At 68.5% G+C, this 26,471-nt stretch carries 25 protein-coding genes and 1 pseudogene; 16 read left to right on the top strand and 10 right to left on the bottom strand.

What is annotated here, in order from left to right; genetic code table 11:
* Nucleotides 1–73: 73 nt before the first annotated feature.
* Entirely contained in the window at nucleotides 74–1,171 is a 1,098-nt protein-coding gene (locus ACZ5PO_RS01455; RefSeq protein WP_464189523.1) for a sigma 54-interacting transcriptional regulator, read from the bottom strand.
* A gap of 177 nt (nucleotides 1,172–1,348) precedes the next feature.
* Here ACZ5PO_RS01455 and ACZ5PO_RS01450 point away from each other — a divergent pair, with 177 nt between their 5' ends.
* The 10 genes and pseudogenes from ACZ5PO_RS01450 to ACZ5PO_RS01405 all read left to right on the top strand — a co-directional run bounded on the left by ACZ5PO_RS01450 (nucleotide 1,349) and on the right by ACZ5PO_RS01405 (nucleotide 11,871).
* Nucleotides 1,349–3,205, top strand: coding sequence for a M3 family oligoendopeptidase (locus ACZ5PO_RS01450; RefSeq protein ID WP_464189521.1), 1,857 nt, complete (start codon nucleotides 1,349–1,351; stop codon nucleotides 3,203–3,205).
* Between the two features lie 11 nt (nucleotides 3,206–3,216).
* Nucleotides 3,217–3,732 (top strand): hypothetical protein, encoded by a 516-nt coding sequence (locus ACZ5PO_RS01445; RefSeq protein ID WP_464189519.1) that lies wholly within the window; start codon nucleotides 3,217–3,219, stop codon nucleotides 3,730–3,732.
* 246 nt (nucleotides 3,733–3,978) lie between these two features.
* On the top strand, nucleotides 3,979–4,392 hold the full coding sequence (locus tag ACZ5PO_RS01440; protein WP_464189517.1) for a RidA family protein: 414 nt from the start codon (nucleotides 3,979–3,981) through the stop codon (nucleotides 4,390–4,392).
* 103 nt (nucleotides 4,393–4,495) lie between these two features.
* Nucleotides 4,496–5,872, top strand: coding sequence for an ABC1 kinase family protein (locus ACZ5PO_RS01435; RefSeq protein WP_464189515.1), 1,377 nt, complete (start codon nucleotides 4,496–4,498; stop codon nucleotides 5,870–5,872).
* Between the two features lie 137 nt (nucleotides 5,873–6,009).
* The gene (locus ACZ5PO_RS01430) at nucleotides 6,010–7,398 is read left to right on the top strand and encodes an ethanolamine ammonia-lyase subunit EutB (protein ID WP_464189513.1); all 1,389 of its coding nucleotides are present in this window, start codon (nucleotides 6,010–6,012) and stop codon (nucleotides 7,396–7,398) included.
* Nucleotides 7,395–8,210, top strand: a complete 816-nt coding sequence (eutC, locus tag ACZ5PO_RS01425) for an ethanolamine ammonia-lyase subunit EutC (RefSeq protein WP_464189511.1) — start codon at nucleotides 7,395–7,397, stop codon at nucleotides 8,208–8,210. Before ACZ5PO_RS01430 ends, eutC begins: the two co-directional genes overlap by 4 nt.
* A gap of 291 nt (nucleotides 8,211–8,501) precedes the next feature.
* Complete coding sequence (locus ACZ5PO_RS01420; RefSeq protein WP_464189509.1) at nucleotides 8,502–8,657, top strand: aa3-type cytochrome c oxidase subunit IV; 156 nt, start codon at nucleotides 8,502–8,504, stop codon at nucleotides 8,655–8,657.
* Between the two features lie 164 nt (nucleotides 8,658–8,821).
* A pseudogene (locus tag ACZ5PO_RS01415) lies at nucleotides 8,822–9,999 on the top strand (Re/Si-specific NAD(P)(+) transhydrogenase subunit alpha).
* Nucleotides 10,000–10,021: 22 nt separating this feature from the next.
* A complete protein-coding gene (locus ACZ5PO_RS01410; RefSeq protein ID WP_464189507.1) occupies nucleotides 10,022–10,468 on the top strand; it encodes a proton-translocating transhydrogenase family protein in 447 nt (148 codons plus the stop codon).
* Nucleotides 10,469–10,473: 5 nt separating this feature from the next.
* Entirely contained in the window at nucleotides 10,474–11,871 is a 1,398-nt protein-coding gene (locus ACZ5PO_RS01405; protein ID WP_464189505.1) for an NAD(P)(+) transhydrogenase (Re/Si-specific) subunit beta, read from the top strand.
* A gap of 124 nt (nucleotides 11,872–11,995) precedes the next feature.
* On the opposite strand, the gene ACZ5PO_RS01400 is transcribed toward ACZ5PO_RS01405, so the two are convergent.
* The 6 genes from ACZ5PO_RS01400 to ACZ5PO_RS01375 all read right to left on the bottom strand — a co-directional run bounded on the left by ACZ5PO_RS01400 (nucleotide 11,996) and on the right by ACZ5PO_RS01375 (nucleotide 16,786).
* Nucleotides 11,996–12,760 carry a class I SAM-dependent methyltransferase gene (locus ACZ5PO_RS01400; protein WP_464189503.1) on the bottom strand — a complete coding sequence of 255 codons (765 nt, stop codon included), beginning with the start codon at nucleotides 12,758–12,760 and terminating at the stop codon, nucleotides 11,996–11,998.
* A gap of 204 nt (nucleotides 12,761–12,964) precedes the next feature.
* Nucleotides 12,965–13,807, bottom strand: coding sequence for a tetratricopeptide repeat protein (locus ACZ5PO_RS01395; protein WP_464189500.1), 843 nt, complete (start codon nucleotides 13,805–13,807; stop codon nucleotides 12,965–12,967).
* A gap of 611 nt (nucleotides 13,808–14,418) precedes the next feature.
* Entirely contained in the window at nucleotides 14,419–14,658 is a 240-nt protein-coding gene (rpsU, locus tag ACZ5PO_RS01390) for a 30S ribosomal protein S21 (protein WP_464189498.1), read from the bottom strand.
* A 139-nt stretch (nucleotides 14,659–14,797) separates the two neighbouring features.
* Nucleotides 14,798–15,907 (bottom strand): 5-(carboxyamino)imidazole ribonucleotide synthase, encoded by a 1,110-nt coding sequence (locus ACZ5PO_RS01385; RefSeq protein ID WP_464189496.1) that lies wholly within the window; start codon nucleotides 15,905–15,907, stop codon nucleotides 14,798–14,800.
* The gene (purE, locus tag ACZ5PO_RS01380; protein ID WP_464189494.1) at nucleotides 15,907–16,401 is read right to left on the bottom strand and encodes a 5-(carboxyamino)imidazole ribonucleotide mutase; all 495 of its coding nucleotides are present in this window, start codon (nucleotides 16,399–16,401) and stop codon (nucleotides 15,907–15,909) included. The genes ACZ5PO_RS01385 and purE overlap by 1 nt, the downstream gene beginning before the upstream one ends.
* Before the next feature lie 169 nt (nucleotides 16,402–16,570).
* Nucleotides 16,571–16,786 carry a YdcH family protein gene (locus tag ACZ5PO_RS01375; protein ID WP_464189491.1) on the bottom strand — a complete coding sequence of 72 codons (216 nt, stop codon included), beginning with the start codon at nucleotides 16,784–16,786 and terminating at the stop codon, nucleotides 16,571–16,573.
* 476 nt (nucleotides 16,787–17,262) lie between these two features.
* On the opposite strand from ACZ5PO_RS01375, the gene ACZ5PO_RS01370 reads away from it, so the two are divergent.
* Nucleotides 17,263–17,451, top strand: a complete 189-nt coding sequence (locus ACZ5PO_RS01370) for a YdcH family protein (RefSeq protein ID WP_464189489.1) — start codon at nucleotides 17,263–17,265, stop codon at nucleotides 17,449–17,451.
* A gap of 156 nt (nucleotides 17,452–17,607) precedes the next feature.
* On the opposite strand, the gene ACZ5PO_RS01365 is transcribed toward ACZ5PO_RS01370, so the two are convergent.
* Complete coding sequence (locus ACZ5PO_RS01365; protein WP_464189487.1) at nucleotides 17,608–19,257, bottom strand: acyl-CoA synthetase; 1,650 nt, start codon at nucleotides 19,255–19,257, stop codon at nucleotides 17,608–17,610.
* Between the two features lie 330 nt (nucleotides 19,258–19,587).
* Between ACZ5PO_RS01365 and ACZ5PO_RS01360 the strand changes: the two genes are divergently transcribed.
* A complete protein-coding gene (locus ACZ5PO_RS01360) occupies nucleotides 19,588–21,588 on the top strand; it encodes a propionyl-CoA synthetase (RefSeq protein ID WP_464189485.1) in 2,001 nt (666 codons plus the stop codon).
* 239 nt (nucleotides 21,589–21,827) lie between these two features.
* Here ACZ5PO_RS01360 and ACZ5PO_RS01355 read toward each other — a convergent pair whose 3' ends face one another.
* Entirely contained in the window at nucleotides 21,828–22,040 is a 213-nt protein-coding gene (locus tag ACZ5PO_RS01355) for a hypothetical protein (RefSeq protein WP_464189482.1), read from the bottom strand.
* Between the two features lie 329 nt (nucleotides 22,041–22,369).
* Nucleotides 22,370–23,323, bottom strand: coding sequence for an aldo/keto reductase (locus ACZ5PO_RS01350; protein ID WP_464189480.1), 954 nt, complete (start codon nucleotides 23,321–23,323; stop codon nucleotides 22,370–22,372).
* A gap of 130 nt (nucleotides 23,324–23,453) precedes the next feature.
* On the opposite strand from ACZ5PO_RS01350, the gene ACZ5PO_RS01345 reads away from it, so the two are divergent.
* The 4 genes from ACZ5PO_RS01345 (at nucleotide 23,454) to ACZ5PO_RS01330 (ending at nucleotide 26,465) form a co-directional block, all read left to right on the top strand.
* Nucleotides 23,454–23,816 (top strand): DUF427 domain-containing protein, encoded by a 363-nt coding sequence (locus tag ACZ5PO_RS01345; protein WP_464189478.1) that lies wholly within the window; start codon nucleotides 23,454–23,456, stop codon nucleotides 23,814–23,816.
* 106 nt (nucleotides 23,817–23,922) lie between these two features.
* Entirely contained in the window at nucleotides 23,923–24,204 is a 282-nt protein-coding gene (locus tag ACZ5PO_RS01340) for a cysteine rich repeat-containing protein (RefSeq protein ID WP_464189476.1), read from the top strand.
* Between the two features lie 294 nt (nucleotides 24,205–24,498).
* Nucleotides 24,499–25,617 carry an LLM class flavin-dependent oxidoreductase gene (locus tag ACZ5PO_RS01335; protein WP_464189474.1) on the top strand — a complete coding sequence of 373 codons (1,119 nt, stop codon included), beginning with the start codon at nucleotides 24,499–24,501 and terminating at the stop codon, nucleotides 25,615–25,617.
* 32 nt (nucleotides 25,618–25,649) lie between these two features.
* Nucleotides 25,650–26,465, top strand: coding sequence for an MBL fold metallo-hydrolase (locus tag ACZ5PO_RS01330; protein ID WP_464189472.1), 816 nt, complete (start codon nucleotides 25,650–25,652; stop codon nucleotides 26,463–26,465).
* The last annotated feature ends 6 nt before the right edge of the window (nucleotides 26,466–26,471 follow it).

The raw sequence follows: 26,471 nt of genomic DNA, 5'->3' as shown, positions 1-26,471 counted from the left end.
TCGACCTGCACCCTGCGGTCAATTCGTGGCGACTGTGTTTTGCGCGTCACCGGCCGAGGCGTTGCCTGATGGATCATGGTGCAGGCGCATCCACCTCGGCGCTGAGGCCGAGATCCTTGAGCTTGCGGTACAGCGTCGAGCGTCCGATGCCGAGGCGCCGCGAGATCTCCGACATATGGCCATCGTAGTGCTTGAGCGCGAAGCGGATGACGCCTGCCTCGATGTCGGCGAGGCGGCGCACGTCGCCATGGGCATTGAGCAGCGCGAGCTCGTCCAGCTCGCGCGGGAGCCCCGGCGCATCCGGTCTTCCGTTTCCGCCGGCACGGCCGGGCGGCAGCGCCGGCGCGCCGCTGCGGCCGGCGCCCTGGTCCCGCGATCCCGACGCGAGCGCGGTGGCGGCCTCGATCAGATGGGCCGCGGTGATCTGGTCGCCGGCGCAGCGCGCAACCGCCTGGCGAAGGATCAGCGCCAGCTGCGAGACATTGCCCGGCCAGGGATGGCCCATCAGCCACGTTGCCGCCTCGTCGGTCATGCGGGGTATGGGCCGGCCAGCGTCGTCCGAGAACGACGCAACCAGCGCCGCGGCGATCTCGCCCGTGTCCTCGCGCCGCTCGCGCAGGGGCGGCACCGTGACCGGTGTGACCGCCAGGCGGTAATACAGATCCTCGCGAAAGCTGCCGCCGCGCACGAGATCGATCAGCGGCCGGGTCGTCGCCGCGATCAGGCGGAGGGGAGCCGGCGCCGTCGGCAGCCTGACCGGGTCGCCGCGCCGCCCGCCCGGCACGCCGTCGCGCCGGGCGCGCTGCTGCAGCAGCTCGATCAGGTCCAGCTGGGCGGCCGCCGATAGCCGCCCCGCCTCGGCGAGATAAAGCGTGGTGCCGCCGCGCCGTCCCGAGCCGCCGTCGGCGAAGCGGGCGGAGAGCCGGTCCCCGCCACTGTCGCAATCGATGCGCACGAAGGCGCGGGTCCGTCGTTCCCCCGCCGCGTGGACGGCCCGCGCCAGGGCTTCCTTGCCGGTACCGGGCTCGCCCTCGATCAACAGCGGCGTGGCCGTTCGTGCCGCCCGCCTGGCGAGGCCGACGGCACGGGCCATGGCTGGGCTGCGTGCGGTGAAGTCGTCGAACCTCAGGGGGCCGGCATGGTCGTCGAAGGCATCGATCGTGCGGGACATGTCACTCGTTCGGTCGCGTGTGCCGGTTCGAGGCATGCTGGGAGAAGAACGGTAAAGCCCGTGTTAACGTTAATTGTCCCGGGCGTGTGCGCATTCGGCCGATCGCATATTTGCGCCGCGGCACCACATACCCGATATCAGCGTCAAATAGCTCCGCCCCTTGGTTCGAGGTGCCCGATGACCGCGTTCGACCGCCCGTTTCCCTCCGTACACCGGCACTTTGCGCACGGCCATTCCGGTGCCGTCGCCGGCCCGGCGGAGATCGGTGCCCTGCCCGAATGGGACCTGAGCGCACTCTATCCGGCGATGGACTCGGCCGAATACGCCGCCGCGCTCACCCGCGTCGACGACGAGTGCAAGAGCTTCGCCGACGCCTATCGTGGCCGGATCGCCGCGATCGCCGAGGCGCCCGACGCCGACACCGAGCTCGACGCGGCGATTCGGCGCTACGAGGCGATCGAGGACCTGCTCGGGCGCGTCATGTCCTATGCCGGCCTGATCTATGCCGGCGACACCACCGATCCGGCGCGGGCCAAGTTCTACGGCGACGCCCAGGAGCGCATCACCGCGGCCAGTGCCAACCTGCTGTTCTTTCAGCTGGAGCTGAACCGGGTCGACGACGCCCGCATGGCGACGCTGGTGGCGGGCGAGCGCCTCGGCCACTGGCGATCCTGGCTCGACGATATCCGCAAGGAGAAGCCACACCAGCTCGACGACGAACTGGAGCGGCTGTTCCACGAGAAATCGGTGACCGGCCGCAGCGCCTGGAACCGGCTGTTCGACGAGACCATGGCGAGCCTGCGCTTCGAGGTCGACGGCGAGGAGCTGACCCTCGAGCCCACCCTCAACAAGCTGCAGGACGCGGACGGTGCCGTGCGCAAGGCTGCGGCGATGGCGCTGGCGAAGGTGTTCCGCGAGAACCTGCGCATCTTCACGCTGGTCACCAACACGCTGGCCAAGGACAAGGAGATCTCCGACCGCTGGCGCGGCTTCGAGGACGTGGCCGACAGCCGCCACCTCGCCAACCGGGTCGAGCGCGAGGTGGTCGATGCCCTGGTCGCCGCCGTGCAGGCCGCCTATCCGCGGCTGTCGCACCGCTATTACGCGCTGAAGGCCAGGTGGTTCGGCCAGCCGCACCTGGAGTTCTGGGACCGTAACGCGCCGCTGCCGAAGACCGAGCAGCGCGTCATCGGCTGGGGCGAGGCGCGCGACACGGTGCTGTCGGCCTATCAGGCCTTCTCGCCCGAGATGGCCGGCATCGCCCGCCGCTTCTTCGACGATCGCTGGATCGATGCGCCGGTGCGGCCGGGCAAGGCGCCGGGCGCCTTCGCTCACCCGACCGTGCCGTCCGCGCATCCCTTCGTGCTGCTGAACTACCAGGGCAAGCCGCGGGACGTGATGACCCTCGCCCACGAGCTCGGCCACGGCGTGCACCAAGTGCTGGCAGCTCCTCACGGCGCGCTGATGGCGCCCACACCCTTGACCCTGGCGGAGACCGCCTCGGTGTTCGGCGAGATGCTCACCTTCCGCCGCCTCATCGAGGCGGCGGAGCCGCGCGCGCGCAAGGCGATGCTGGCGGCCAAGGTCGAGGACATGATCAACACCGTGGTGCGGCAGATCGCCTTCTACACGTTCGAGCGCCGCGTCCACGGCGAGCGCCAGCAGGGCGAGCTCACCGCCGAGCGCCTGAACGAGATCTGGCTCGGCGTGCAGGCCGAAAGCCTGGGCCCGGCGATCCATCTGGGCGAGGGCTACGAGGTCTATTGGACCTATATCCCCCACTTCATCCATTCGCCCTTCTACGTCTACGCCTATGCCTTCGGCGATTGCCTGGTGAACTCGCTCTACGGCGTCTATCAGAAGGCGCAGGACGGGTTTGCCGAGCGCTATCTGGCCATGCTGGCGGCCGGCGGCACCAAGCACCATTCCGAGTTGCTGGCGCCGTTCGGGCTCGACGCCACCGACCCCGGCTTCTGGCAGATCGGCCTCAACATGATCGAGGGGATGATCGCCGAGCTGGAGGCGATGGACTAGCCGGTGCGACCGTGAGCTGGATCGCCTTCACCGCCAAGGTCGTGCTGGGGAGCGTGGTCTTCCTGGGCGGCCTCATGCTCGCGGCCGTCGGCTACATGGTGGTCGTCGATCATCTCGAGAGCCGCGGCCGCTATGATCGCCACAACGCCGACTACCGCTACGTCGCGCAGCAGCTGAAGCCGCGCGCGGACGGCGGCTGGGCCGCCCGAGCCATCGATCTGCACCGGATCAATGGCGGCGACTGGCAGATCCTCTGCGTCATCGGTGCCTACGAGAGCCCCGAGACGCTCGCTGCCGAGGCGGCGCGCCAGCAGATCGCGCTGGTGTCGATGGACCGCGTCGCCATGCGGTCGTTTGCCGTTTCGGTGATCGAGGCAGGCGAGGGCGCCATCGCCTTCGTCGACGGCCAGGGCCGCGGCCGGGTGGTGCTGATCGATCGCTTCGAGCGGCTCATGCCGCAGAACGGGACACGCTGCTTCTCTCGCGATACCCGCGAGGTTACGCTGCCCATCCCTCGCGACCCCTAGAGCGCTTTTTCGCGATTGGGTGGACTCACCCAATCGCGAAAAAGCGCTCCAGATTCAAAAGACTATGAGCATTTCTCTGCCATTGGATGGGTCCATCCAATGGCGAAATGCTCTAGAGCAGGATGATTGTTCTTCGACCCATCGTCCCGCTCTAAGGCTTTGTTTTGTGCATGATCTTGTCCCAAAAAACCGGTGTCCACTTTTTGGGATCATGCTCTGAGAATCGACACGACAGGGAGCAACGCCATGTCCGACATCGCCTACAAGGCCATCCTGCCGGAGGGCTGGCCGCGGCCGCGCGGCTTTGCCCATGCGGTCGTCGCCGGCGGCTCGCGCAGCGTCCGCATCGCCGGCCAGCTCGGCAAGGAGCCGGGCCAGGCCCAGGTGGAGGAGGGGCTCGACCTGGGCGCCCAATGGCGGCTCGCCATGGCCAATCTGGTCACCGTGCTGAGGGCGGCCGGCGGCGAGCCCGGGCACGTGGTGATGCTCCGCGCCTACGTGACCGACATGGCCGAGTTCAACCGCAAGGGGGCCGCGATCGGCGAGGCCTGGGCCGCGACCCTCGGCCGGCATTTTCCGGCGATGACGCTGGTCCAGGTGTCCGGCCTCGTCGATCCCCATGCCATGGTCGAGATCGAGGGCGAGGCGATCCTGCCGTGAGCCGGCGCCTGTGGCCGATGACCGCCCCTCGCCCGGTGCGGCCTGGATCGGGCCACGGCACCCCCCACATGACGGCTCAGACGCCGCCAGCGCGAGCCCGCCGATGACCGACCGCGAAGCCAACCGCTTTTCCGCCCGGGCGGCGCGCTATGCCCGCGTCGGTGCCAATGTCGGCGGGGTCGCCGCGCGGATCGCCGCCGGGCGGATGCTCGGCGGCAGCGGCGGCCGCGGCGCGGACGCGGCGGCGCTGGCCGGCGCCCTGGGCGGGCTCAAGGGGCCGATCATGAAGGTCGCCCAGCTCATGGCGACGATCCCCGACGTGCTGCCGCCGGAATATGCGGCGGAGCTGCAGAAGCTGCAGGCGGACGCGCCGCCCATGGGGGCGGCGTTCGTCAAGCGCCGCATGATGGCCGAGCTCGGGCCGGACTGGCAGGGACGATTTGCCGGCTTCGATCTTCATCCCGCGGCCGCCGCCTCGCTCGGACAGGTGCATCGCGCCACGGCCAAGACCGGCGAGCCGCTGGCCTGCAAGCTGCAGTACCCCGACATGCAGTCGGCGGTGGAGGCGGATCTGCGCCAGCTCGACATGGTGTTCGCCATCCACCGGCGCATGGACCCGGCGATCGACACGCGCGAGATCGCCAAGGAGATCGGCGCGCGCGTGCGCGAGGAGCTCGACTACGCACGCGAGGCCCGCCACGCGGCGCTCTACAGGCACGTCCTCGCCGATACGCCGGAGGTCCGCGTCCCCGGCGTCTGGCCGGCACTGTCGACCGGCCGGCTGCTGACGCTCGACTGGCTGGACGGCCGCAAGCTGCTCAGCATCAAGGAGGCGGCGCTGCCGGCGCGCAACCGGATCGCCTCGGCCATGTACAAGGCCTGGTGGCACCCGTTCAGCCATTACGGGGTGATCCACGGCGACCCGCATCTGGGCAATTACACCGTGTTCGATGCCGACTGCGGCGGCGGCAGCGCCGAGCCCGCCGGCATCAATCTGCTCGACTACGGCTGCATCCGCATCTTTCCGCCGCGCTTCGTCGGCGGCGTCGTCGATCTCTACGTCGGGCTGCGCGACGGCGATGCGGCGCGGACGGTGCACGCCTACGAGACCTGGGGGTTCAGGAACCTGTCGAAGGAGATCGTCGACGTGCTCAATATCTGGGCCCGCTTCATCTACGGCCCGATGCTCGAGGACCGCGTGCGATCGGTGGCCGACGGTGTGGCGCCGGCCGAGTACGGCCGCAAACAGGCCTTCCAGGTGCATCAGGCGCTGAAGCGCATGGGCCCGGTCACCGTGCCGCGGGAGTTCGTGTTCATGGACCGGGCGGCGATCGGATTGGGCGGCGTCTTCCTTCATCTGGGCGCCGAGCTGAATTTCCATCGCCTGTTCGAAGCCGAGATCGAGGATTTCTCCGTGGAGCGGCTGGCGGCGCGCCAGGGCGACGCGCTCGCCCAGGCCGGCCTGAGCGCCACGGCGTAGGCCGGCTCCTGCCGTCAGGGGCGGGCACCGTGATTCCGTTAAGTCTGTCCTCAGGCCGCACCGGCGTTGCCCGCGCCGCGCCCGTCGGCGCATGATCGGACGGGCGGCCGATGGCGCCGCCGCAGTCGGGGCCGCGGATGGTCTATCGTCAGAGCGCAGGACAGAGCACCTTCATCTTCACCGATCTGGCGGACCTGATGGCCAAGGCGACGCCGGTGCGCTCCGGCGATCGCCTCGCCGGCATCGGCGCCCGCTCGGCCGAGGAGCGCGTCGCCGCCGCCATGTGCCTGGCGGACGTGCCGCTGCGGCGCTTTCTCAGCGAGGCCGTCGTCCCCTACGAGGCCGACGAGGTGACGCGCCTGATCGTCGACGGCCACGACGCCCAGGCCTTTGCGCCGGTGGCGCATCTGACCGTCGGCGGCTTTCGCGACTGGCTGCTGTCGGACGCCGCATCGAGTGACGTGCTGGCGGCCCTGGCGCCGGGGCTGATGCCCGAGATGGTCGCGGCCGTGTCGAAGCTGATGCGCAACCAGGACCTGGTGCTCGTCGCCCGCAAGTGCCGCGTGGTCACCCGCTTCCGCAGCACCATCGGCCTGCCCGGCACCATGGCGGTGCGGCTCCAGCCCAACCACCCGACCGACGATGCCGCCGGCATCACCGCGTCCATCGTCGACGGCCTGCTCTACGGCTGCGGCGACGCGGTGATCGGCATCAATCCGGCCTCCGACAACCTCACCGCGCTCGGCGACCTGCTGCGGCTGTTGGACGACGTCATCCACCGCTTCGCCATCCCGACGCAGGGCTGCGTCCTCACCCACGTGACCAGCTCGATCGCGCTCATCGAGGCCGGCGCACCGGTGGACCTCGTGTTCCAGTCGATCGCCGGCACCGAGGCCGCGAACCGGTCCTTCGGCATCGATCTCGCCGTGCTGGGCGAGGGGCTGGCGGCCGGGCGCTCGCTCGGCCGCGGCACCATCGGCGACAACCTCATGTATTTCGAGACCGGGCAGGGCTCGGCCCTGTCGGCCGATGCCCACCACGGCGTCGACCAGCAGACGCTGGAGGCGCGGGCCTACGGGGTGGCGCGGGCCTTCGAGCCGCTGCTGGTCAATTCCGTCGTCGGCTTCATTGGTCCCGAGTATCTCTACGACGGCAAGGAGATCATCCGGGCGGGGCTGGAGGATCATTTCTGCGGCAAGCTGCTCGGCCTGCCGTTGGGCATGGACATTTGCTACACCAACCACGCCGAGGCCGACCAGAACGACATGGACACGCTGCTGACTCTGCTCGCGGTCGCCGGCGTCGCCTTCGTGATGGGCGTTCCCGGCGCCGACGACGTGATGCTGAACTACCAGTCGACCTCGTTTCACGACCAGCTCTACGTGCGCGAGGTGGTCGGCAGCCGCCGCGCGCCGGAGTTCGAGGGCTGGCTCATGCGCATGGGCATCACCGGCGCGGACGGACGTCTTGCGCGACACTCCGGCCGCCATCCTCTCCTGCTCGGGCTCGCGGGCGAGGCGGCATGAGCGCCGTGGTACCCGATCCCTGGGCCAGGCTGACGGCGCTGACGCCGGCGCGCATCGCGCTCGGCCGGGTCGGCGCGAGCCTGCCGACCGGCGAGGCGCTGCGCTTTGCCCTCGCCCATGCGCGGGCCCGCGATGCCGTGCACGTGCCCCTCGACGTCGAGCGGCTTACGGCGGCGATCCAGGCGGAGGGCTTTTCGCACCTCACCGTGGCGAGCGCCGCGCCGTCGCGCCAAGCCTACCTGGTACGACCTGATCTGGGGCGGCGGCTGAGCGAGGATGGCCGCGTCGCCCTGCGCGGGTGGGCGGCGTCGCGGGAGCCGCCACCTGCGGCGGGCGAGCCACGCCTCGACCTGGCCGTCGTGGTGGCCGACGGCCTGTCCTCCGCCGCCACCCAGGCGCATGCGGCGCCGCTGCTCGCCTGCCTGCGCCCGCTGATCGAGCGCGAGGGCTGGACGACGGGGCCGGTCGTCGTCGCCACCCAGGCGCGCGTCGCGCTCGGCGACGAGATCGGCGAACTGATGGGGGCGCGCGCCGTCGCCGTCCTCATCGGCGAGCGGCCCGGCCTCTCCGCTCCGGACAGCCTCGGCGTCTATCTCACCTTCGCGCCGCGCATCGGCCGCAGCGACGGGGAGCGCAACTGCATCTCCAACATTCATGGTGCCGGGCTCGCGCCGGAGACGGCGGCGTTCAGGCTGGCCTGGCTGTTGCGGGAGGCCTTTGTGCGGCGGCTGACCGGCGTGGCGCTCAAGGACGAGAGCGATCTGCTGCTGGTGGGTGCCGAAAATGCACCCACATTGTCGCGGCCCACGTGAGGGGAATCGCCCAGGTTCTTGCCCCTTGGGCAGCCGTCGGATCGCCGGAGCGAGCGATAAGCTATTGAACTCGCAGAGCTTGTCTCGCCCAGGATGAGTCCGGCCGCGCAGGCGGCGCGCCAACGGCGAACCCGTCCGCCACGATCGGGACACATTGCCAGCGCCGAAGGCTTGGGCTAAATGCCCATGCAATTCGTCATGCGCCTCCCGGCCCGCCGTCTCTCCGCGCCCCGCAGCGGCGCCGGCGCGGTATCCGGATCAGGGAGCGCCGATAATTGGGGAACGTCACCTATGGCCGACCACGCCCAGATCGCCGCCGCCGATGGCCACCCGGACATGGACTACGCCGAGCACGACCGCACCTACCACCACTTCATCTCCTTCTCGAAGTGGACGCTCCTGTCGATCATCGTCATCCTCGTCCTGATGGCGATGTTCCTGCTCTGAGCGACGGCCCGCGTATCGCCGGCGGGGACGCGCGCTGCGAAGCGGCCGCTTGAGGCCGCGCGGCCCGGTGCCCGCCAGCCACCTGCTTAAATTCGAATAAGGGGCGGTTCTCAGCCGTTCGGACATTCCGTCCGGTCTCGGGCATCGCTCAGGAGGGAATGCCGATGCGGATCGCGGTGCCGAAAGAGGCCGAAGCAGGCGAGGGGCGCGTCGCGGCGACGCCCGACACCGTCAAGAAATTGGTCGGCCTCGGCGCCGAGGTCGTGGTCGAGCCGGGCGCCGGGACCGCGTCGGGCATCGTCGACGCCGACTACCAGGGCGCCGGCGCGACGGTCGCCGCGGCCGGCAGCGACGTGCTCGCCGATGCCGACGTCGTGCTCAAGGTGCGTCGGCCCAACGCCGCCGAGATCGCTCGCCTCAAGCGGGGCGCCATCGTGGTCGCCACCATGGACCCCTACGGCGCGGACGCCGCCCTCAAGGCCATGGCCGACGCGGGCCTCACCGCCTTTGCCATGGAGCTGATGCCGCGCATCACCCGGGCGCAGGTGATGGACGTGCTGTCGTCGCAGGCGAACCTCGCCGGCTATCGGGCGGTGGTCGATGCGGCGGCGGAGTTCGGCCGCGCCTTCCCGATGATGATGACCGCCGCCGGCACCGTTCCCGCCGCCAAGGTCTTCATCATGGGCGCCGGCGTCGCCGGCCTGCAGGCGATCGCGACGGCCCGGCGGCTCGGCGCCATCGTCACCGCGACCGACGTGCGCCCTGCGGCCAAAGAGCAGGTCGCCTCGCTCGGCGCCAAGTTCATCGCCGTCGAGAACGACGAGTTCAAGGCGGCCGAGACCGCCGGCGGCTACGCCAAGGAGATGTCGGACGCCTACAAGGCGGCCCAGGCCGATCTCGTCGCCTCGCATATCGCCAAGCAGGACATCGTCGTCACCACGGCGCTCATCCCGGCCGTCCCGCGCCGCGGCTGGTGTCGGCGGCCATGGTCGAGTCGATGAAGCCGGGCTCGGTCATCATCGATCTGGCGGTGGAGCGCGGCGGCAACGTCGAGCTCGCCAAGCCGGGCGAGGTCGTCCGGCACAATGGCGTGACTATCGTCGGCCATCTCAACGTTCCCGGCCGGCTCGCCGCCTCCGCGTCTCTGCTGTACGCCAAGAACCTCTATGCCTTCATCGAGACGATGATCGACAAGAGCACCAAGGCGCTGGCCGTCAAATGGGACGACGAGCTGGTCAAGGCGACGCTGCTGACCCGGGACGGCCAGATCGTCCATCCGAATTTCCAGCCCAAGGTGGCCGAGGCGCCTGCAGCGGCGCCCGCACCCGTAGCCGGCGCTTGAGCGAGAAGGGGGGATCTGAACCATGGCGGACACCGCGCGAGAGCTTCTCTATCACGCCGAGGCCGCTGCGGCGGCCGCCCGCGAGGCCGCGATCGCGGCTCAGCATTATGCCGACCAGGCGGCCCTCGCCGTGGGCACCGTGGCCCATCAGGCGACCGGCGGCGCCGTCGATCCGACGGTGTTTCGCCTGGCCATCTTCGTGCTGGCCGTGTTCGTGGGCTACTACGTGGTCTGGTCGGTGACGCCGGCCCTGCACACGCCCCTGATGTCGGTCACCAACGCCATCTCGTCGGTCATCGTCGTCGGCGCCCTGCTCGCCGTCGGCGTCGAGGTCGCCCAGGGCTTCGGTAGCGGCCCGGTGTGGGCGCGGGCCTTCGGCTTCATCGCGCTGATTCTCGCCTCGATCAACATCTTCGGCGGCTTCCTCGTGACCCAGCGCATGCTCAGCATGTACAAGAAGAAGGGCTGAGCGCGATGTCGCCCAATATTTCCGCGCTGCTCTATCTCGCCGCCGGCGTCCTCTTCATTCTGGCGCTCCGGGGGCTCTCGTCGCCGGCGACATCGCGCCAGGGCAACCTCTTCGGCATGATCGGCATGGCCATCGCCGGCGTCACCACGCTGGTCGGTGCGCCGCCGGCGGGCGGCTGGGCCTGGATCCTGGTGATCGCCGGCATCGGCATCGGCGGCAGCATCGGCGCCATCACGGCGCGCCGGGTGCCGATGACGGCGATGCCGCAGTTGGTGGCCGCCTTCCACTCGCTGGTCGGCCTCGCGGCCGTGCTCGTGGCGGCTGGCGCGCTCTATGCGCCGGACGCCTTCGGCATCGGCCAGCCGGGGCTCATCCATGGCGGCTCGCTGGTCGAGATGTCGCTGGGCGTCGCCATCGGCGCCGTCACCTTCACCGGCTCGATCATCGCCTTCCTCAAGCTCGACGGCCGCATGTCGGGCAAGCCGATCATGCTGCCGGCACGGCACCTGCTGAACATTGCGCTCGGCGTGCTGCTGGTGCTGCTGGTCATCGGCTTCGTCATCTCCGAGAGCCACGCGCTGTTCTGGTTGATCGTGCTGGTGTCGTTCGTGCTGGGCGTGACGCTCATCATCCCGATCGGCGGCGCCGACATGCCGGTCGTGGTGTCGATGCTCAATTCGTATTCGGGGTGGGCGGCCGCCGGCATCGGCTTCACCCTCGGCAACCTGGCGCTGATCATCACCGGCGCGCTGGTCGGCTCGTCGGGCGCCATCCTGTCGTACATCATGTGCAAGGGCATGAACCGCTCGTTCATCTCCGTCATCCTCGGCGGCTTCGGCGGAGAGACCAATTCCGCGGCCGGTGGGGCCGTCGAGCAGCGCCCGGTCAAGCAGGGCTCGGCCGACGATGCGGCGTTCCTGATGAAGAACGCCGAGAAGGTCATCATCGTGCCGGGTTACGGCATGGCGGTCGCCCAGGCCCAGCATGCGCTGCGCGAGATGGGCGACAAGCTCAAGGAAGCCGGCGTCGACGTGAAGTATGCCATCCATCCGGTGGCGGGCCGCATGCCCGGGCACATGAACGTGCTCCTGGCCGAGGCCAACGTGCCCTACGACGAGGTGTTCGAGCTCGAGGACATCAATTCGGAGTTCGCCCAGGCCGACGTTGCCTTCGTCATCGGCGCCAACGACGTGACCAACCCGGCCGCCAAGACCGATCCGGCCTCGCCGATCTTCGGCATGCCGATCCTCGACGTGGAGAGGGCGAAGACCGTGCTGTTCATCAAGCGCGGCATGGGCTCGGGCTACGCCGGCGTGGAGAACGAGCTGTTCTTCAAGGACAACACCATGATGCTCTTCGCCGACGCCAAGAAGATGGTCGAGGAGATCATCAAGGGGCTTTAGAGTGTCGGACCCGAAGGTCGACGCCGGTCTTGGGACAAGTCCGGCGCCAAGGCAAAGAGCCGACGAACGCTCGAGCCGAAGGACGGAATGGCCGGGGCAACGCCCTGGCCATGACCAGCGTGCGCTACAGCGTCGGAACCGGCTGCTTCATGCCGATCAGGACGTCGTTCAGGTCGGCGCGGATGCCCAATCCCACGTTGTCGACCTGGACCAGCATGAACGACAGCCCCGAGTGGTAGCTCAGGTAGGCGGCAATGTCGTAGCCCCAGTCGATCGTCACCAGGGCGCCGTCGCTCAGCGGATCACCGTGGTACTCGGGCGGCTCGACGAGGTGATGCACCTCGCCCTTGATCAAGGCCGCGCGCCGTCGCGATACGCCCATGCGCCTGACGATCGGCACCGTCATGATGATGGCGCCCCCGGGCCGCAGCGTGCGGGCGACTTCCATGACCGCCAGGTTCGGGAAGAAGATGTGCTCGAAGACGTCCTGGGCGACGATGAGATCGAAGGATTCATCGGCGAACGTCAGGTTCTCGAGGTTCTCGATCCGGTAGCTGCCGCACGGCATCTCGGGCGCCGCGACGACCGCCCCGCGAGGACGGGACGGATCATAGTAGGACGCCGTGTAGGATGCGCACTCGGCCGCCAGACGCTGGCTGACGATGTCCCAGCCCGGTGAGGCTTCGTGGACGGCGAGGTCGCGCCAGTTCGGATAGTAGGCGGCCAGCACATGCTTCAGCGCCCGATGCCGTGGCAGCGAGAGGCAATTGCTGCATCTGAACGTGTTTCTGAGATAGGGGCCGCTGGCGACGAAGGTGACCTTCTGTTCGCAGCCCGGGCAGAAACCATCCAGACGCACCGCCGGCGCCCGTTCGTCGTCTTGCGTCATGGGCATGGGCTCCCAGCGCGGGATGATTCCTGCTTCGAATCACCACCCCGCTCCAGGTTATTGCTTTGAGCACGTTCTTTCCCAAAAAACGGTGTCCGTCTTTGGGGGGCTGCTCTCGGGCCGTGGCCGGCGAGCTGCCAAAGCCGGCCCGGCGCTCGGCCGATGCAGGTCCTCCGGGCGGCTACGGCCGTGGCGGGGTATGCATCAGCTGCCGAGGCGCGACATGCCCTCCCGGGCGACCTGGTTGCGCGGATCGGACGACAGCGCGTTGCGGTAGGATTCGGCTGCGGCCTGCCGATTGCCGAGCTTCTCGTAGGCCACGCCCCGGCCGACCCAGGATTCGGTCTGCTTATTGTCCACGTTGAGCGCGGCGTTGAAGTCCTCGACCGCCTTTTGATACATGCCGAGTGCCAGCTCGCTCTGGCCGCGTGCGGCGTAGGGCGCGGCGACGAAGGGATTGCGGTCGATGGCCGCGTCGAAATCGGCCACGGCCTGCCGGTTCTGTCCCTGGCGTTGGGCCACCAGGCCGCGGGCGTGGTGCGCCTCGGCCGATTCCGGATTGAGCTGGATGGCGCGGTTCAGATCGGTCCGGGCGCCGTCCGCATTGCCCTGTGCCCGCATCAGGTTGCCGCGGCCGATATAGGCCGGAGCGTAGTTCGAATCGGCGCTGATGGCGCGGGAGAAGTCGGCGAGGGCCGCGGTGTCGTCGCCGGTCTGGCGGAGCGCCAGCGCGCGATTGGTGTAGGCCGGCGCATCGTTGGGATCCAGGCGGATCGCCTGGCTGAAGTCGTCGATGGCGTTTCTGTAGTCACCGATGCGGGCGTAGGCGGCACCGCGGGTGTTATACGCCGTGGCGTCGTTGGGGTGGCTGCGGACGACTTCGCTCAGCGAGGCGATGTTGGTCTCGGCAAGCTTGGGATCGTCCCTGACGACTTCGGCCACGCTCGCCGTGGGCCTGGTGGAACCGATCGTGTCACACCCGGCAACTGCCAGTGCGAGAGCCAGCGCCGACAGCGCCAAGCCCGATCCCCGATAAGACACCTGCACGGCCACCTCTTCAGTTTCCCTCTGCCCAGCCCGCTAGGGCGCTTCTCCAGGCCGGCGTCGACTCGACCCATGCCACGGCCCGGGAGGGAGCGCTCCGGGCGCGCCGGCGATGATCGTGCGCGAAGGCCGAGGGTGCGCCGGCGGCCGCGGACGTGGCCCGAGACCCTGGCCGGTTCCCGCGGGCAACTGACGCGCCTTTGCGTTCAAAATGCGCTCGACCCCTACCGTGGCCGCAGCGGGCATCGATCCCCAGAGCATAGCTCGCCAATGCCGCCCCCGGCTCGCGTGCTTCACGACCGTCTAATTGCCGCCGTTTCGTTAACAAAGAGGAGACAACGGCGGCATGGAGGCAATTTTGCTGCCGGTCGTCATGGCGCGTCCTGCGCTCGTCATTTCTGCGCGGGGTGTTGCCGTCAGGCCATGATCCCAAAACGTGATGGCCGGCTTTTCGGGGAAGATCGTGCGCGAAGTGATGACCCTGGAGCGGGACGATGACTCGACGACAAGTCATCCCGCTCCAGGCCGCGGCTCGGCGATCCAAAACGTAAGACGGCACCTTCCGTGGCTGGAAGGTGCCGTTCAATCCATTCACGATGAGTCGTGCGGACGCCTCAGCGTCCGGGAGCAACCGGCCGGGGCTTCATCGGCAGCAGGCCCTCGCGCTGCATCTTCTTGCGCGCAAGCTTGCGAGCGCGACGAACGGCTTCCGCCTTCTCGCGGGCTCGCTTCTCCGAGGGCTTCTCGTAGTGGTCGCGCAGCTTCATCTCGCGGAAGACGCCCTCGCGCTGGAGCTTCTTCTTCAGCGCCCGAAGCGCTTGGTCCACGTTGTTGTCACGGACAAGTACCTGCACGCGGGATCGTCCTGCCTTGAATGTTGAGAATACACGGTCATCGGCGCGAACGACAGATTGCACCGTTGCCTGCCCCTAACAGAAAACCAGAGCTCTGTCCATAGTGAAGGGAGGAATCCGGGCTAGGCCGACGTCCGGGCTATGCCGACTTGGGTGTGGCGCGGGACTTGGGCGTGACGCCGGGCTTGAGCGTGACGCGGGTGACGTGGCCCATCTTGCGACCCGGTCGGGCCTTGCCCTTGCCGTAGAGGTGCAGATGGGTCCCAGGCTCGCGCAACAGCTCGGGCCAGGCCTCGATGTCGGCGCCGACCAGATTGGTCATCGTGGCCTGCCCCAGGCTCGTGGCCTCGCCCAGCGGCCAGCCGCTGATGGCGCGGATATGCTGCTCGAACTGCGAGGTCACCGCGCCTTCAATGGTCCAGTGCCCGGAGTTGTGGACCCGCGGCGCCAATTCGTTGACGAGCGGTATCGTGCTGTCGTCGAGCACGAAGAGCTCGACGGTCAGCACACCCACGTAGCCGAGCGCCTCGCCGATCCGCCGCACCGCCGCCAGCGCCGCGTCGCGGGTCGCTGGAGCGATGGTCGCGGGCGCGCGCGTGACATCGAGGATGTGGTCACGGTGGGTGTTTTCGCAGACGTCGAAGGCGGCGAAGGCGCCGTCGCAGCCGAACGCGGCCACCACCGAAATCTCCTGGGCGAAGGGCACGAAACCTTCGAGAATCGCCGGCGCCCGGCCGATGGCCTCGAACGCTGCGGCCGCATCGTCGGCCGCGCCGATCTTCACCTGGCCCTTGCCGTCGTAGCCCATGCGCCGCGTCTTCAGCACCGCCGGCCGGCCGAGCTCCGCGAGCGCCGCCTCGAGATCCGCGACGCTGTCGACCGCTGCGAACGGGGCCGTGCCGATGCCGAGCGCCGCGACGAAGCTCTTTTCCACCAGCCGGTCCTGGGCCGTCGACAGCGCCTCGAGGCCAGGTCGCAGCGGCCGCCGTTCGGCAAGGAAGGCGGCCGTCCCCGCCGGAACGTTCTCGAACTCGTAGGTGATGACATCGACGGCTTGCGCAAACGCCGCGAGCGCCGCCTCGTCCTCATAGGCGGCGACGGTGTAGGCATGGGCCACGTCGAACGCCGGGCTGTCGTCGTCAGGGCAGAAGATGTGCGTCTTCAGGCCGTAGCGGGCGGCGGCGATGGAGAGCATGCGGCCGAGCTGGCCGCCGCCCAGGATGCCGATGGTGGCGCCGGGGACGAGCATCAGGCGTCGTCGACCGGGCGCTCCGCCACGCCCCCGCTCTGGCGGGCCCGCCACGCCTCCAGCCGCTCCGCCAGCACCGGATCGGCAAGCGCCAGCACGGCGACGGCCAGCAGCGCCGCATTGATCGCGCCCGACTTGCCGATCGCCAGGGTGCCGACGGGAACGCCGCCCGGCATCTGCACGATCGACAGCAGGCTGTCGTGGCCCGAGAGCGCCTTGGACTCGACCGGCACACCGAAGACCGGCAGCGGCGTCAAGGCGGCGGCCATGCCCGGCAGGTGCGCGGCGCCGCCGGCACCGGCGATGATCACCTTGAAGCCCGCCGCCTTGGCGCCCTTGGCGAAGGCGAACAGCCGCTCCGGCGTGCGGTGGGCCGACACGATCAGGGCTTCGTGCGCGATGCCGAATTCCTCGAGCGTCGTCGCCGCGTGCCGCATCGTCGCCCAGTCGGACTGGCTGCCCATGATAATGGCCACCGGCTTGGGTGCGCTCATCGAACCCCTCGCACGAAAAAAGCGCTCGTATAGGGCCGCCGCCCCGAGCGCAAGCGTTGCCCTGCAAGAATTTGCGGCGATTCCACGCCTCGCTCCCGGAGCGCTTCGCGATTGGGTGGACTCACCCAATCGCGAAATGCTCTCGGCGTTGGCGATCGCTTTGCCGGCGTCAGGCGATGATGTCGGGCGTCAGCCGGTCTTCCAGGTGGATGATCTTGTCCTTGAGGTTGAGCTTGCGCTTCTTCAGGCGCTGCAGCTGGAGCAGGTCGCCGGTGCCGGCCGACGCGAGCGCTTCGATCGCCGCATCGAGGTCGCGATGCTCCTGCTTCAGACGGCTCAGCTCGGCAGCCAGCTCCGACATATCTGGCTCACTGGAATGGATCATCTGGGATTCCGCAAACCGTCCCGACGCAGCTGAGCGACCGCACGCAGCAGCACGGCACCAGGAACGGGCGCCTGCGGACGACCGTGATCCCTGCGGCCGCGCCGCCTGCAGCAGCGGCCCTTATGGCGCGCCGAGTATGCTGCGCTGCCCGCTCCGCGGCAAGCACCGGCCGGTTGCCGGTGGCGGAACGCCGCGCCCTGCATTGGCGGCGGCGAGAGCACGGGCCTTTCGCCGCCGTGTCGCGCCCGGCGCCGTCGGGGGCATGGCCCGATCAGATCGATCCGTCTGATCGGGCCATGCTCCAACTCTTTGAATCCGGAGCGCTTCTCCCGCGATTGGGGTGAGTTCACCCAATCGCGAAGCGCTTTAGCGCCGTTCGGCCGTGAATTGCGTCGTCAGCCGGCGAACAGGCCTTGCAGGGCCGAATCATTGTGTCACATTTGTCATGTCCGTAACCGACGAAAGGAGGCTCCTCTATGAGTGTGCAGTCCCATCTCGCGGAACTCGAACGGCGGCATCGCGCCATTGAGCGCGAGCTGCAGGCAGCGGCCAACCAACCGGCGACTCCCGATCTCAAGCTGGCGGAGCTGAAGCGCAAGAAGCTGCAGCTCAAGGATCAAATCGTCCGTCTGCGCCAGACGTCGGAGAACGCGTCGATTCACTAGCACTTGCGACGAGCGCAGGCGTGCGCCTGCGGATCGGCTTCGGCCACGGCTCGCCGATGAGGCTGGAGTTCGACATGGTCTGGCGTGGCGCAGCGTCCTTCGGACGCCCGCCCCGCCTTGCTACCCGCCTCCTCGCGCAGGCCGGGGCTTGTTGCATCAGCCGCCGCTGGCCGGCTCGGTTGCCATGGCCTTGGCCGTTTCCCGCAGCTTGAATTTCTGGATCTTGCCCGTCGACGTCTTCGGAATGTCGGCGAAGACGATGGCGCGCGGGCATTTGTAGCGGGCCAGGTGCGCGCGGCACCAGTCCATCAGCTCCTCGGCCGTGGCTGCGTGGCCCGCCTTGAGCTCGACGAACGCGCACGGCGTTTCGCCCCATTTCTCGTCGGGCCTGGCCACGACGGCGACATTGGCCACGGCGGGGTGCTTATAGAGCGCATCCTCCACCTCGATGGAGGAGATATTCTCTCCCCCGGAAATGATGATGTCCTTGGACCGGTCCTTGAGCTGCACGTAGCCGTCGGGATGCTTTACGCCGAGGTCGCCGCTGTGGAACCAGCCGCCGGCGAAGGCCTTGACCGTCGCCGACGGGTTCTTCAGGTAGCCCTTCATCACCACGTTGCCGCGCATGACGACCTCGCCCAGCGTCGTCCCGTCGGCGGGCACGGGCGCCATGGTGTCGGGGTCGACGACGTCCAGGGCCTCGAGCGCCGCGTAGCGGACGCCCTGGCGCGCCTTCCTGGCGGCCTGCTCCTCGGCGGGAAGCCCGTTCCAGGCCTCGTCCCATTCGTTGACCACGGACGGCCCGTAGGTTTCGGTGAGGCCGTAGACGTGGGTCACGTCGAAGCCGGCGTCCGCCATGGCGGCGAGCACCGCCTCGGGCGGCGGAGCCGCCGCCGTGGTGAACGACACCCGCTGCGGGAAGCTGCGCCGCTCCGCCTCCTGGGCGTTGACCAGTGTCGCCATTACGATCGGCGCACCGCACAGGTGCGTAACGCCATGGTCGGCGATGGCGTCGTAGATGGCTTTGGCCCGGACCTGGCGCAGGCAGACGTGGGTGCCGGCGAGCAGCGAGATGGTCCAGGGGAAGCACCAGCCGTTGCAGTGGAACATCGGCAGCGTCCACAGGTAGACCGGGTGGCGTCGCATGTCGCAGCTGAGCACGTTGCCGGTGGCGAGCAGGGCGGCGCCGCGATGATGGTAGACCACCCCCTTCGGATCGCCGGTCGTGCCGGAGGTGTAGTTCAGGCTGATCGCATCCCACTCGTCGTCCGGCCCGCGCCAGGCGAACTGCGGATCGCCGGCGGCGATGAACGCCTCGTACTCGGCCGATCCCAGCCGCTCGCCGGGCCCGGCGTATTCCGGATCATCGACGTCGATGACGAGCGGCTTCACGCGCGCCAGCGCTAGCGCCTCGCGGATGATGGGCGAGAACTCCCGATCGGTGATCAGGATCCTGGTCTCGGCATGGTCGAAGGTGAAGGCGAGGATCGCCGCATCGAGGCGGGTGTTCAGCGTGTTGAGCACGGCGCCGGCCATGGGCACGCCGTAGTGGCACTCGACCATGGCGGGGGTGTTGGGCAGCATGACCGAGACGGTGTCGCCGCGGCCGACGCCGGCGGCGCGCAGGGCGGAGGCGAGCTGGCGCGAGCGCCGGTAGAGCTCGCCGTAGCTGCGGCGCAGCGTGCCGTGCACGACCGCGGTTCGGTCGGGAAACACGCTCGCGGCCCGTTCCAGGAAGCTCAGCGGCGTCAGCGGCTGGTAGTTGGCCGGATTGCGATCGAGATCGCGGTCGAAGGCGGTCATCATGGCGTTCCCCTGTTGCTCTCGTTCTAGCCGAAAGCGCCGGCGCACGCATGGGGAAAGCGTTGTCCAGCCGGCGTTGCCGAGCGGGCGCCGTTGGCCTCGGTACGATCGCGCACAGCCGCTTTGCATTCACCACTCCGTGCGCGCTACAACGGGCGGGCGGTCTGGCGGCAATTCGTTTGAGCCGGGAGCCGCCTGAGCCGCGCAGCCGCCAGCGGGAGGCCGCCGTCGTGCTCCGGCGGCTCATGCCCGCTCTGCGTTGAACCGTGACACTTGCCGGCGCAGCGCGAATTCGCCGACCGGCCCTCGTGCGAAAGCGAGAAGGGAAACGACGTGGTCGCCGATTCCAGATCTTCTGCCAAACCTCCGACGAAACCCGCCGCCGGGTCTGCGGCCGGCGCCGCGGGTAAGCCCGGCGGCGAGGCATCCGCCGGCGGCTCCTATCACGAGGTCTATGCGCGGGCCGAGCGCGACCCGCAGGCGTTCTGGGGCAAGACCGCGGGCGGCATCGACTGGATGAAGTCCTGGTCGACGGTGTTCGATCCGTCGGCGGGCCCCTACGGTCGCTGGTTCGCCGGCGCGACCTGCAACACCTGCTACAACGCGGTCGATCGCCATGTGGAACGCGGGCGCGGCGCGCAGCCGGCGATCATCTACGACAGCCCGGTCTCCGGCTCGAAGCGGGTGATCTCCTACGCCGGCCTGCTGGCCGAGGTGCGCATCCTGGCCAGCGTGCTGCGCGACATGGGGGTCGGCAAAGGCGACCGCGTCGTCATCTATATGCCGATGGTGCCCGAGGCGGTGTTCGCCATGCTGGCCTGCGCGCGGCTGGGGGCAATCCACTCGGTGGTCTTCGGCGGTTTCGCCGCCAAGGAGCTCGCCACGCGCCTGGAGGACGCGGCGCCCAAGGTCGTCCTCGCCGCCTCCTGCGGCATCGAGCCTCAGCGCGTGGTGTCCTACAAGCCGCTGCTCGACGAGGCGATTGCGCTCTCCAGCGTCAAGCCGTCGGCCTGCTTGATCCTGCAGCGTCCCCAGGCGGAGGCCAAGCTGGTCAAGGGCCGCGACCTCGACTGGGCGACGATGACCGACAAGGCCCGTGCCGCCGAGAAGGGCGCCGACTGCGTGCCGGTGGCCGCGACCGATCCGCTCTACATCCTCTACACCTCGGGCACCACGGGTAAGCCCAAGGGCGTCGTCCGCGACAACGGCGGCTACATGGTGGCGCTGCTCTGGTCGATGAAGGCGCTGTACGGCATCGAGCCGGGCGAGGTGTTCTGGACCGCCTCCGACGTCGGCTGGGTGGTCGGCCACAGCTATATCGTCTACGCGCCGCTGATCTTCGGCGCCACCAGCCTGCTCTACGAGGGCAAGCCCGTGGGCACCCCGGACGCCGGCGCCTTCTGGCGCGTGATCGCCGAGTACGGCGTCAAGGCGCTGTTCACGGCGCCGACGGCGTTGCGCGCCATCAAGAAGGAGGACCCTGACGGCGAGCTGCTGAAGCGCTACGACCTGAAGGGCTTCCGTACCCTGTTCCTGGCGGGCGAGCGGGCCGACCCCGATACGATCCAATGGGCCGAGAAGCTGCTCAAGGTGCCGGTGATCGACCACTGGTGGCAGACCGAGACGGGCTGGTGCATCTGCGGCAATCCGGTCGGGCTCGGACAGCTGCCGGTCAAGTACGGATCGACCGGCGTGCCCATGCCCGGCTACCAGATGGCGGCCCTCGACGAGGCCGGCAAGCCGGTGGCGGCTGGCACCATGGGCTCGATCGCGATCAAGCTGCCGCTGCCGCCCGGCTGCCTGCCGACGCTATGGCAGGCCGATGAGCGCTTTCGCGAGAGCTACCTCGCCGACTTCCCGGGCTACTATCGCACCGGCGATGCGGGCTTCATCGATCAGGACGGCTACGTCTTCATCATGGGCCGCACCGACGACATCATCAACGTTGCCGGTCACCGTCTGTCGACCGGGGGCATCGAGGAGGTCATCGCCGCCCACCCGGACGTGGCCGAGTGTGCCGTGATCGGCGTACGCGACGAGATCAAGGGCGAGGTCCCCTGCGGCTTCATCGTGCTCAAGCGAGGTGTCGACCGGAGCCCGGCGGAGATCGAGCGGGAGATCATCGCCCTGGTGCGCGAGAAGATCGGCCCGGTGGCGGCGTTCAAGTCGGCCGTGACGGTGGGCCGCCTGCCCAAGACCCGCTCCGGCAAGATCCTGCGCGGCACCATGAAGAAGATCGCCGACCAGGAGAGCTGGACGATGCCGGCCACCATCGAGGACGCGAGCGTCCTCGACGAGGTGGCGGCGGCCCTGGGCGGGCGGACGCCGAAGTAGGTGCCCGCGCACCGGCACCGACAGAAGAGCGCGGCGCAGCAGCTGTGTCGCCACACGCCAGAGCGCTTTGCGATTGGGTGGACTCACCCAATCGCAAGAGAAGCGCTCCAGATTCAAAAGGTTATGAGCAATTTTCTGCTATTGGATGACTCCATCCAATGGCGATATGCTCCAGGTCATGAAAGGTGGCCGGGCGCGCCCGGCCACCATGGCGAAACGGCATCGTTCCGCTCCCGCGCCTACCAGCGCCGGCAGCTACCCCAGTGCAGGAAGCGCCCGGTGTAGCGGTTGTAGCAGTAGACTCGCGGCACCCGCCGGACGTAGCGGCGGGGGGCGCACCGGCCCCAATGAAGGAACCGGCCAGTGTAGCGGTTGTAGCAGAACACCCTGGCGTTCTCGACGTGCGACAGATCTTCGGCCGCACCGGCGATGGCGCCGGGATTGATGGGCAACGCAATACTGCTCGACGGAACAAAAAGGCCGATCCCGAGCGTGGCCGCAAGGGCAATCAGTAGCGCTCGCATTGACTGTCTCCCCCAATCGAACCTGTCAGCCAAGGCGGCGGCAAGGCCGTCCTGGCCAGGGTTTATATACCGCTGGCCAAGCCGAGGGCATCAGTCATTTTCAGTAGGGCCTTCGTCTTAACCGAGATCGAACACTTGCAACCGACCTCGCGGACGCGCCCGAACCGTAAGATGTGCTCCAGATATCAACGAGTTGGAGCCATTTTTGCCTGATCACGTGACCACAACTGCTCGAGAAAGGCTCTAGGACCTTCGTCCTACGGCGCGCTGGCTGCGGTCAGCCGCTCCACCGCTGCCGCCGGCAGCGCGAGACGGGTCGCCTTGATCAGGTCGCCGAGTTGCTCGACGCTGGTGGCGCTGGCGATCGGCGCGGTGACGGTCGGGCGGGCCATCAGCCAGGCGAGCGCCACCTGTGTCGGGTTGGCCTTGACCTCGGCGGCGACCTCGTCGAGCGCCGCGAGGATGCGGAAGCCGCGCTCGTTGAGGTATTTGGGAATGGCCCGCGCGCCGCGCGGGCTCTTGCCGAGGTCGGCCTCCGATCGGTACTTGCCGGTGAGGAAGCCGGCGGCCAGCGAGAAGTAGGGGATGACGCCCAGGCCCTCGGCCCGGCACACCTGCTCGAGCGGCCCCTCGTAGGTGTCGCGGCTGTAGAGGTTGTACTCGGGCTGCATCGTCTCGTAGCGCGGCAGGCCGAGCCGCTTGCTGGCGTCGAGCGCGCTCTTGAGCCGCTCCGGCGAGAAGTTGGAGGCGCCGATGGCGCGCACCTTGCCGGCCTTGATCAGCTCGGCATAGGCCTGAAGCGGCTCCTCGACCGAGGTGTCGGCATCGTCGAAATGGGACTGGTAGAGATCGATGTAGTCGGTCTTGAGCCGCTTGAGCGAGTCCTCGACCGCCTTCAGGATGTAGGCGCGCTTCAGCCCCTTGCGGTCCTCGGCCATGGGGGCGCCCACCTTGGTGGCGATGATCACCTTGTCGCGTCCGCCGCGGGCGGCGAGCCAGTCGCCGATCACCGTCTCCGACTCGCCGCCCGTGTGGCCGGGAACCCAGACCGAATAGACGTCGGCCGTGTCGATGAAGTTGAGCCCCTCGGCGACGAGGGCGTCGAGCAACGCAAACGACGCCTTGGGGTCCGCGGTCCAGCCGAAGACGTTGCCGCCGAAGCACAGCGGCGGCACTGTAATTCCCGAACGTCCAAGCTCGCGTTTCGCCATGGTGCTCTCCCCTTTCGAGCGGCTCATTCCTATTTGCATCATGCGACGCGAGCCGGCCCGACGCCACGCCGACGATGCCGGATCTGCCATGCGCGCGCGTCGAGCAAGCCAGACTGTGGAGCCATGACCCATGAAACTGCCCGGTCCCGATCATCCGATCACCATCAAGCCCGCCGGCCAACGCGTGCGGGTGATCCTGAACGGCGAGACGATCGCCGACAGCACGCACGCCCTCGAGCTCAAGGAGGCGACCTATCCGGCGGTGCTCTACATTCCGCGCCAGGATGCGACGATGGCGCTGCTGGAGCGCACGGATCACCGCACCCATTGCCCCTACAAGGGCGATGCCAGCTATTTCAGCATTCGCACCGGCAAGGGCCGTTCGGAGAACGCCATATGGTCCTATGAGGAGCCGTTTCCGGCCATGGCGGAGATCAAGGACCACCTCGCCTTCTATCCGGAGCGGGTCGACCGCATCGAAGTGGGCGGCTGAGACGCGACGTAGCACGCTGTCGCAGCGATGCGCCGGCGCCGACACCAAAAAGCGCCAGATCCGTGATCATGGCACAGGGGGCAACGTGCCCAGGAGAGGACAACCGATGATGATGAAGTTCGCCGCTGCAGCCGGCGCGGCCATGGTGCTGGTCGCGACCGCTCTGCCGGCAGCCGCGCAGAACCAGCCGAAGCTCAGCGCGGAGACCCAGGCCAAGCTGCGCCAGGCCTGCATCAGCGACGTGCGCACGCTCTGTTCGGGCATCAAGCCAGGCGGGGGCAAGATCGTGCAGTGCCTGGCCGACAACCGCGAGAAGGTGTCGGACGGCTGCAAGACCGCCATGGGCGACGCGCAGATGGAGCGGCAGTCGAAGATGAAGAAGCAGTGATTGCGCGGGCCTCCGGCCCGACGTGATCCCGAGTTTGACGGGTGGCCGGCTCGCCCCGGCCGCCCGGTCGCTTCGCGCGTGCTTCATCCGGCCGGTGCGTGCGCCGCCAGCTGTCTGCGAGGCAGCAAGTATCGGCACCTTGTTGGTGTTTTGTGCGGAACGTCTTGTCCACAGGTGCGCAACGGCGAATTTCCGTTGCGCCGTCGAAAGCTCCGGGACCACATTCCAAGAACAGAATACGCGCTTCGGATCGACGTAGAGCGCTCATCTTACTTGGAAGAAGGGCATCCCTACATGAAGCTTGGTGTCTTTCTGCCCAACGGGCAGAACGGTTACATCCTGTCGCGGAACAGCCCGCAATATATCCCGACGTGGGAGCATTGCCTGGCCATCACCAGGGCGGCGGAAGACGTCGGGCTCGATTTCATCCTCTCGATGATCAAGTATCGCGGCTTCGGCGGCGAGACCGGCTACTGGGATTCCTGCCTCGATTCCATCGGGCTCGCCTGCGGCCTGGCCGCCGCGACGAGCCGCATCGAGCTCTATGCCACCGTGCCTGTGCTGGGCGTCCACCCTGCGGTTGCCGCGCGCATGATCTCGACCTTCAACGGCATTTCGGGCGGCCGCGCCGGCGTCAACATCGTCACCGGATGGAACAAGCCGGAATACGCGCAGATGGGTTTGTGGCCGTCCGACGACTACCACGACCGCCGCTACGAGCTGACGGAAGAGTATATCGGCATCATGCGCGAGCTGTGGCGCACCGGCCGTTCCAGCTTCAGCGGCCGCTACTACAAGCTCGACGACTGTGAGTGCTTCCCCAAGCCCGGGCGGGAGATTCCGATCGTCTGCGCCGGCCAATCGCCGAAGGGCGTGCAGTTCACCGCCCGCTTCGCCGAGTACAACTTCGTCTTCGGCGGGCCTGAGAAGCTGCGTGGCATCGCTCAGCCGGTGCTGTCCGAATCGGCCAAGCTCGGGCGCACGGTCGGAACCCTGGCGCTCGTCACCATCATTGGCGCGGCAACCGATGCGGAGGCCGAGCGCCGCTGCCAGGACATCGTCGACGGGGCCGATACGGAGGCGCTGATGAACGTCGTCAGGAGCGCGTCCATGGACAGCAATCCGGAGGGGACGAGCAAGCACTTCCGCGACGGCATGACCGCTCCCGTGACCGAGGGCAATCTGACTTTCATGGGCTTTCCCGTCATTCACGGCTCATGGGAGTCGATTGCACGCCAGATCGCCGATCTCGAGGCGCAAACGGGGATCAGCGGCCTGCTCATGACGTTTCCGGACTTCGTGCAAGGCGTGAACGAGTTCGGCAGCTACGCGCTGCCGCTGCTCCGCGGCGAGGGCCGGGCCGATGCCATCCCGGCGCAAGCCCGCCCGTCCCGCTTGGCGGGGCAGGCATGAGCCGCGGCCGGACCGCGTCTGCGACGGCCGTCATGTCCGCCTTCATCTGCACCACGTGCGGGACCCAGTTCGCTCCGTCCGAACGTGAGCCGGAGGAATGCCCGATCTGCACGGAGGAGCGCCAGTTCGTGCCGCCATCGGGTCAGCAATGGACGACGCTCGCCCGGTTGCGACGCTCGCACATGACCGTCGTCCGCCGCGAGGCCGAGCTGATCGGCATCGGCGTGGCGCCCCAATTCGGGATCGGGCAGCGCGCGCTGCTGGTGCGCACCCCGTCCGGCAACGTGCTGTGGGACTGCGTCTCCCTTCTCGATCCGTCCGTGGTGGAGCTGCTCGAAGGGCTTGGCGGCCTGGCGGCGATCGCCATCTCGCATCCCCACTACTACACCACCATGGTCGACTGGAGCCGGGCTTTCGGCGATGCCCCGGTCTACCTGCACGCGGCCGACCGGCCTTGGGTGATGCGCCCGGATCCGTGCCTCCGCTTCTGGGACGGTGAGACCAGGGAGGTTCTGCCGGGGCTGACGCTGATCAGGGCCGGTGGCCACTTCGAGGGCGGCGCGGTGATGCATTGGGCGCAGGCGGCCGGCGGCAAGGGGGCGCTGCTGGCCGGCGACCTTCTGCAGGTCGTGGCCGACGGACGCCACCTCGGCTTCATGCGCTCGTATCCGAACTTCATTCCGCTCGGCGCGGCGTCGGTGTGCCGCATCGCCAGGCGCATCGAGGGTTGGCGCTACGAGGCGATCTACGGCGCGTGGTGGGACAGGGTCATCGCGACAGCGGGCGAGGCGGCCATGGCCGCTTCGGTGGCGCGCCATCTGCACTGGCTCGGCCGGGACGACATCTGATCGGGC

This window comes from Chelatococcus sp. KU-N122, from assembly GCF_055391085.1.
The sequence above is the reverse complement of the archived record's forward strand: the minus strand, read 5'-3'. Positions and strand labels throughout refer to the sequence as shown.

Coding starts and splice junctions, on each gene's coding strand:
- ACZ5PO_RS01455 (WP_464189523.1), bottom strand. CDS start 1,171: ATGTCCCGCACGATCGATGCCTTCGACGACCATGCCGGCCCCCTGAGG.
- ACZ5PO_RS01450 (WP_464189521.1), top strand. CDS start 1,349: ATGACCGCGTTCGACCGCCCGTTTCCCTCCGTACACCGGCACTTTGCG.
- ACZ5PO_RS01440 (WP_464189517.1), top strand. CDS start 3,979: ATGTCCGACATCGCCTACAAGGCCATCCTGCCGGAGGGCTGGCCGCGG.
- ACZ5PO_RS01435 (WP_464189515.1), top strand. CDS start 4,496: ATGACCGACCGCGAAGCCAACCGCTTTTCCGCCCGGGCGGCGCGCTAT.
- ACZ5PO_RS01430 (WP_464189513.1), top strand. CDS start 6,010: ATGGTCTATCGTCAGAGCGCAGGACAGAGCACCTTCATCTTCACCGAT.
- eutC (WP_464189511.1), top strand. CDS start 7,395: ATGAGCGCCGTGGTACCCGATCCCTGGGCCAGGCTGACGGCGCTGACG.
- ACZ5PO_RS01420 (WP_464189509.1), top strand. CDS start 8,502: ATGGCCGACCACGCCCAGATCGCCGCCGCCGATGGCCACCCGGACATG.
- ACZ5PO_RS01410 (WP_464189507.1), top strand. CDS start 10,022: ATGGCGGACACCGCGCGAGAGCTTCTCTATCACGCCGAGGCCGCTGCG.
- ACZ5PO_RS01405 (WP_464189505.1), top strand. CDS start 10,474: ATGTCGCCCAATATTTCCGCGCTGCTCTATCTCGCCGCCGGCGTCCTC.
- ACZ5PO_RS01400 (WP_464189503.1), bottom strand. CDS start 12,760: ATGACGCAAGACGACGAACGGGCGCCGGCGGTGCGTCTGGATGGTTTC.
- ACZ5PO_RS01385 (WP_464189496.1), bottom strand. CDS start 15,907: ATGCTCGTCCCCGGCGCCACCATCGGCATCCTGGGCGGCGGCCAGCTC.
- purE (WP_464189494.1), bottom strand. CDS start 16,401: ATGAGCGCACCCAAGCCGGTGGCCATTATCATGGGCAGCCAGTCCGAC.
- ACZ5PO_RS01375 (WP_464189491.1), bottom strand. CDS start 16,786: ATGATCCATTCCAGTGAGCCAGATATGTCGGAGCTGGCTGCCGAGCTG.
- ACZ5PO_RS01370 (WP_464189489.1), top strand. CDS start 17,263: ATGAGTGTGCAGTCCCATCTCGCGGAACTCGAACGGCGGCATCGCGCC.
- ACZ5PO_RS01365 (WP_464189487.1), bottom strand. CDS start 19,257: ATGATGACCGCCTTCGACCGCGATCTCGATCGCAATCCGGCCAACTAC.
- ACZ5PO_RS01350 (WP_464189480.1), bottom strand. CDS start 23,323: ATGGCGAAACGCGAGCTTGGACGTTCGGGAATTACAGTGCCGCCGCTG.
- ACZ5PO_RS01345 (WP_464189478.1), top strand. CDS start 23,454: ATGAAACTGCCCGGTCCCGATCATCCGATCACCATCAAGCCCGCCGGC.
- ACZ5PO_RS01340 (WP_464189476.1), top strand. CDS start 23,923: ATGATGATGAAGTTCGCCGCTGCAGCCGGCGCGGCCATGGTGCTGGTC.
- ACZ5PO_RS01335 (WP_464189474.1), top strand. CDS start 24,499: ATGAAGCTTGGTGTCTTTCTGCCCAACGGGCAGAACGGTTACATCCTG.
- ACZ5PO_RS01330 (WP_464189472.1), top strand. CDS start 25,650: ATGTCCGCCTTCATCTGCACCACGTGCGGGACCCAGTTCGCTCCGTCC.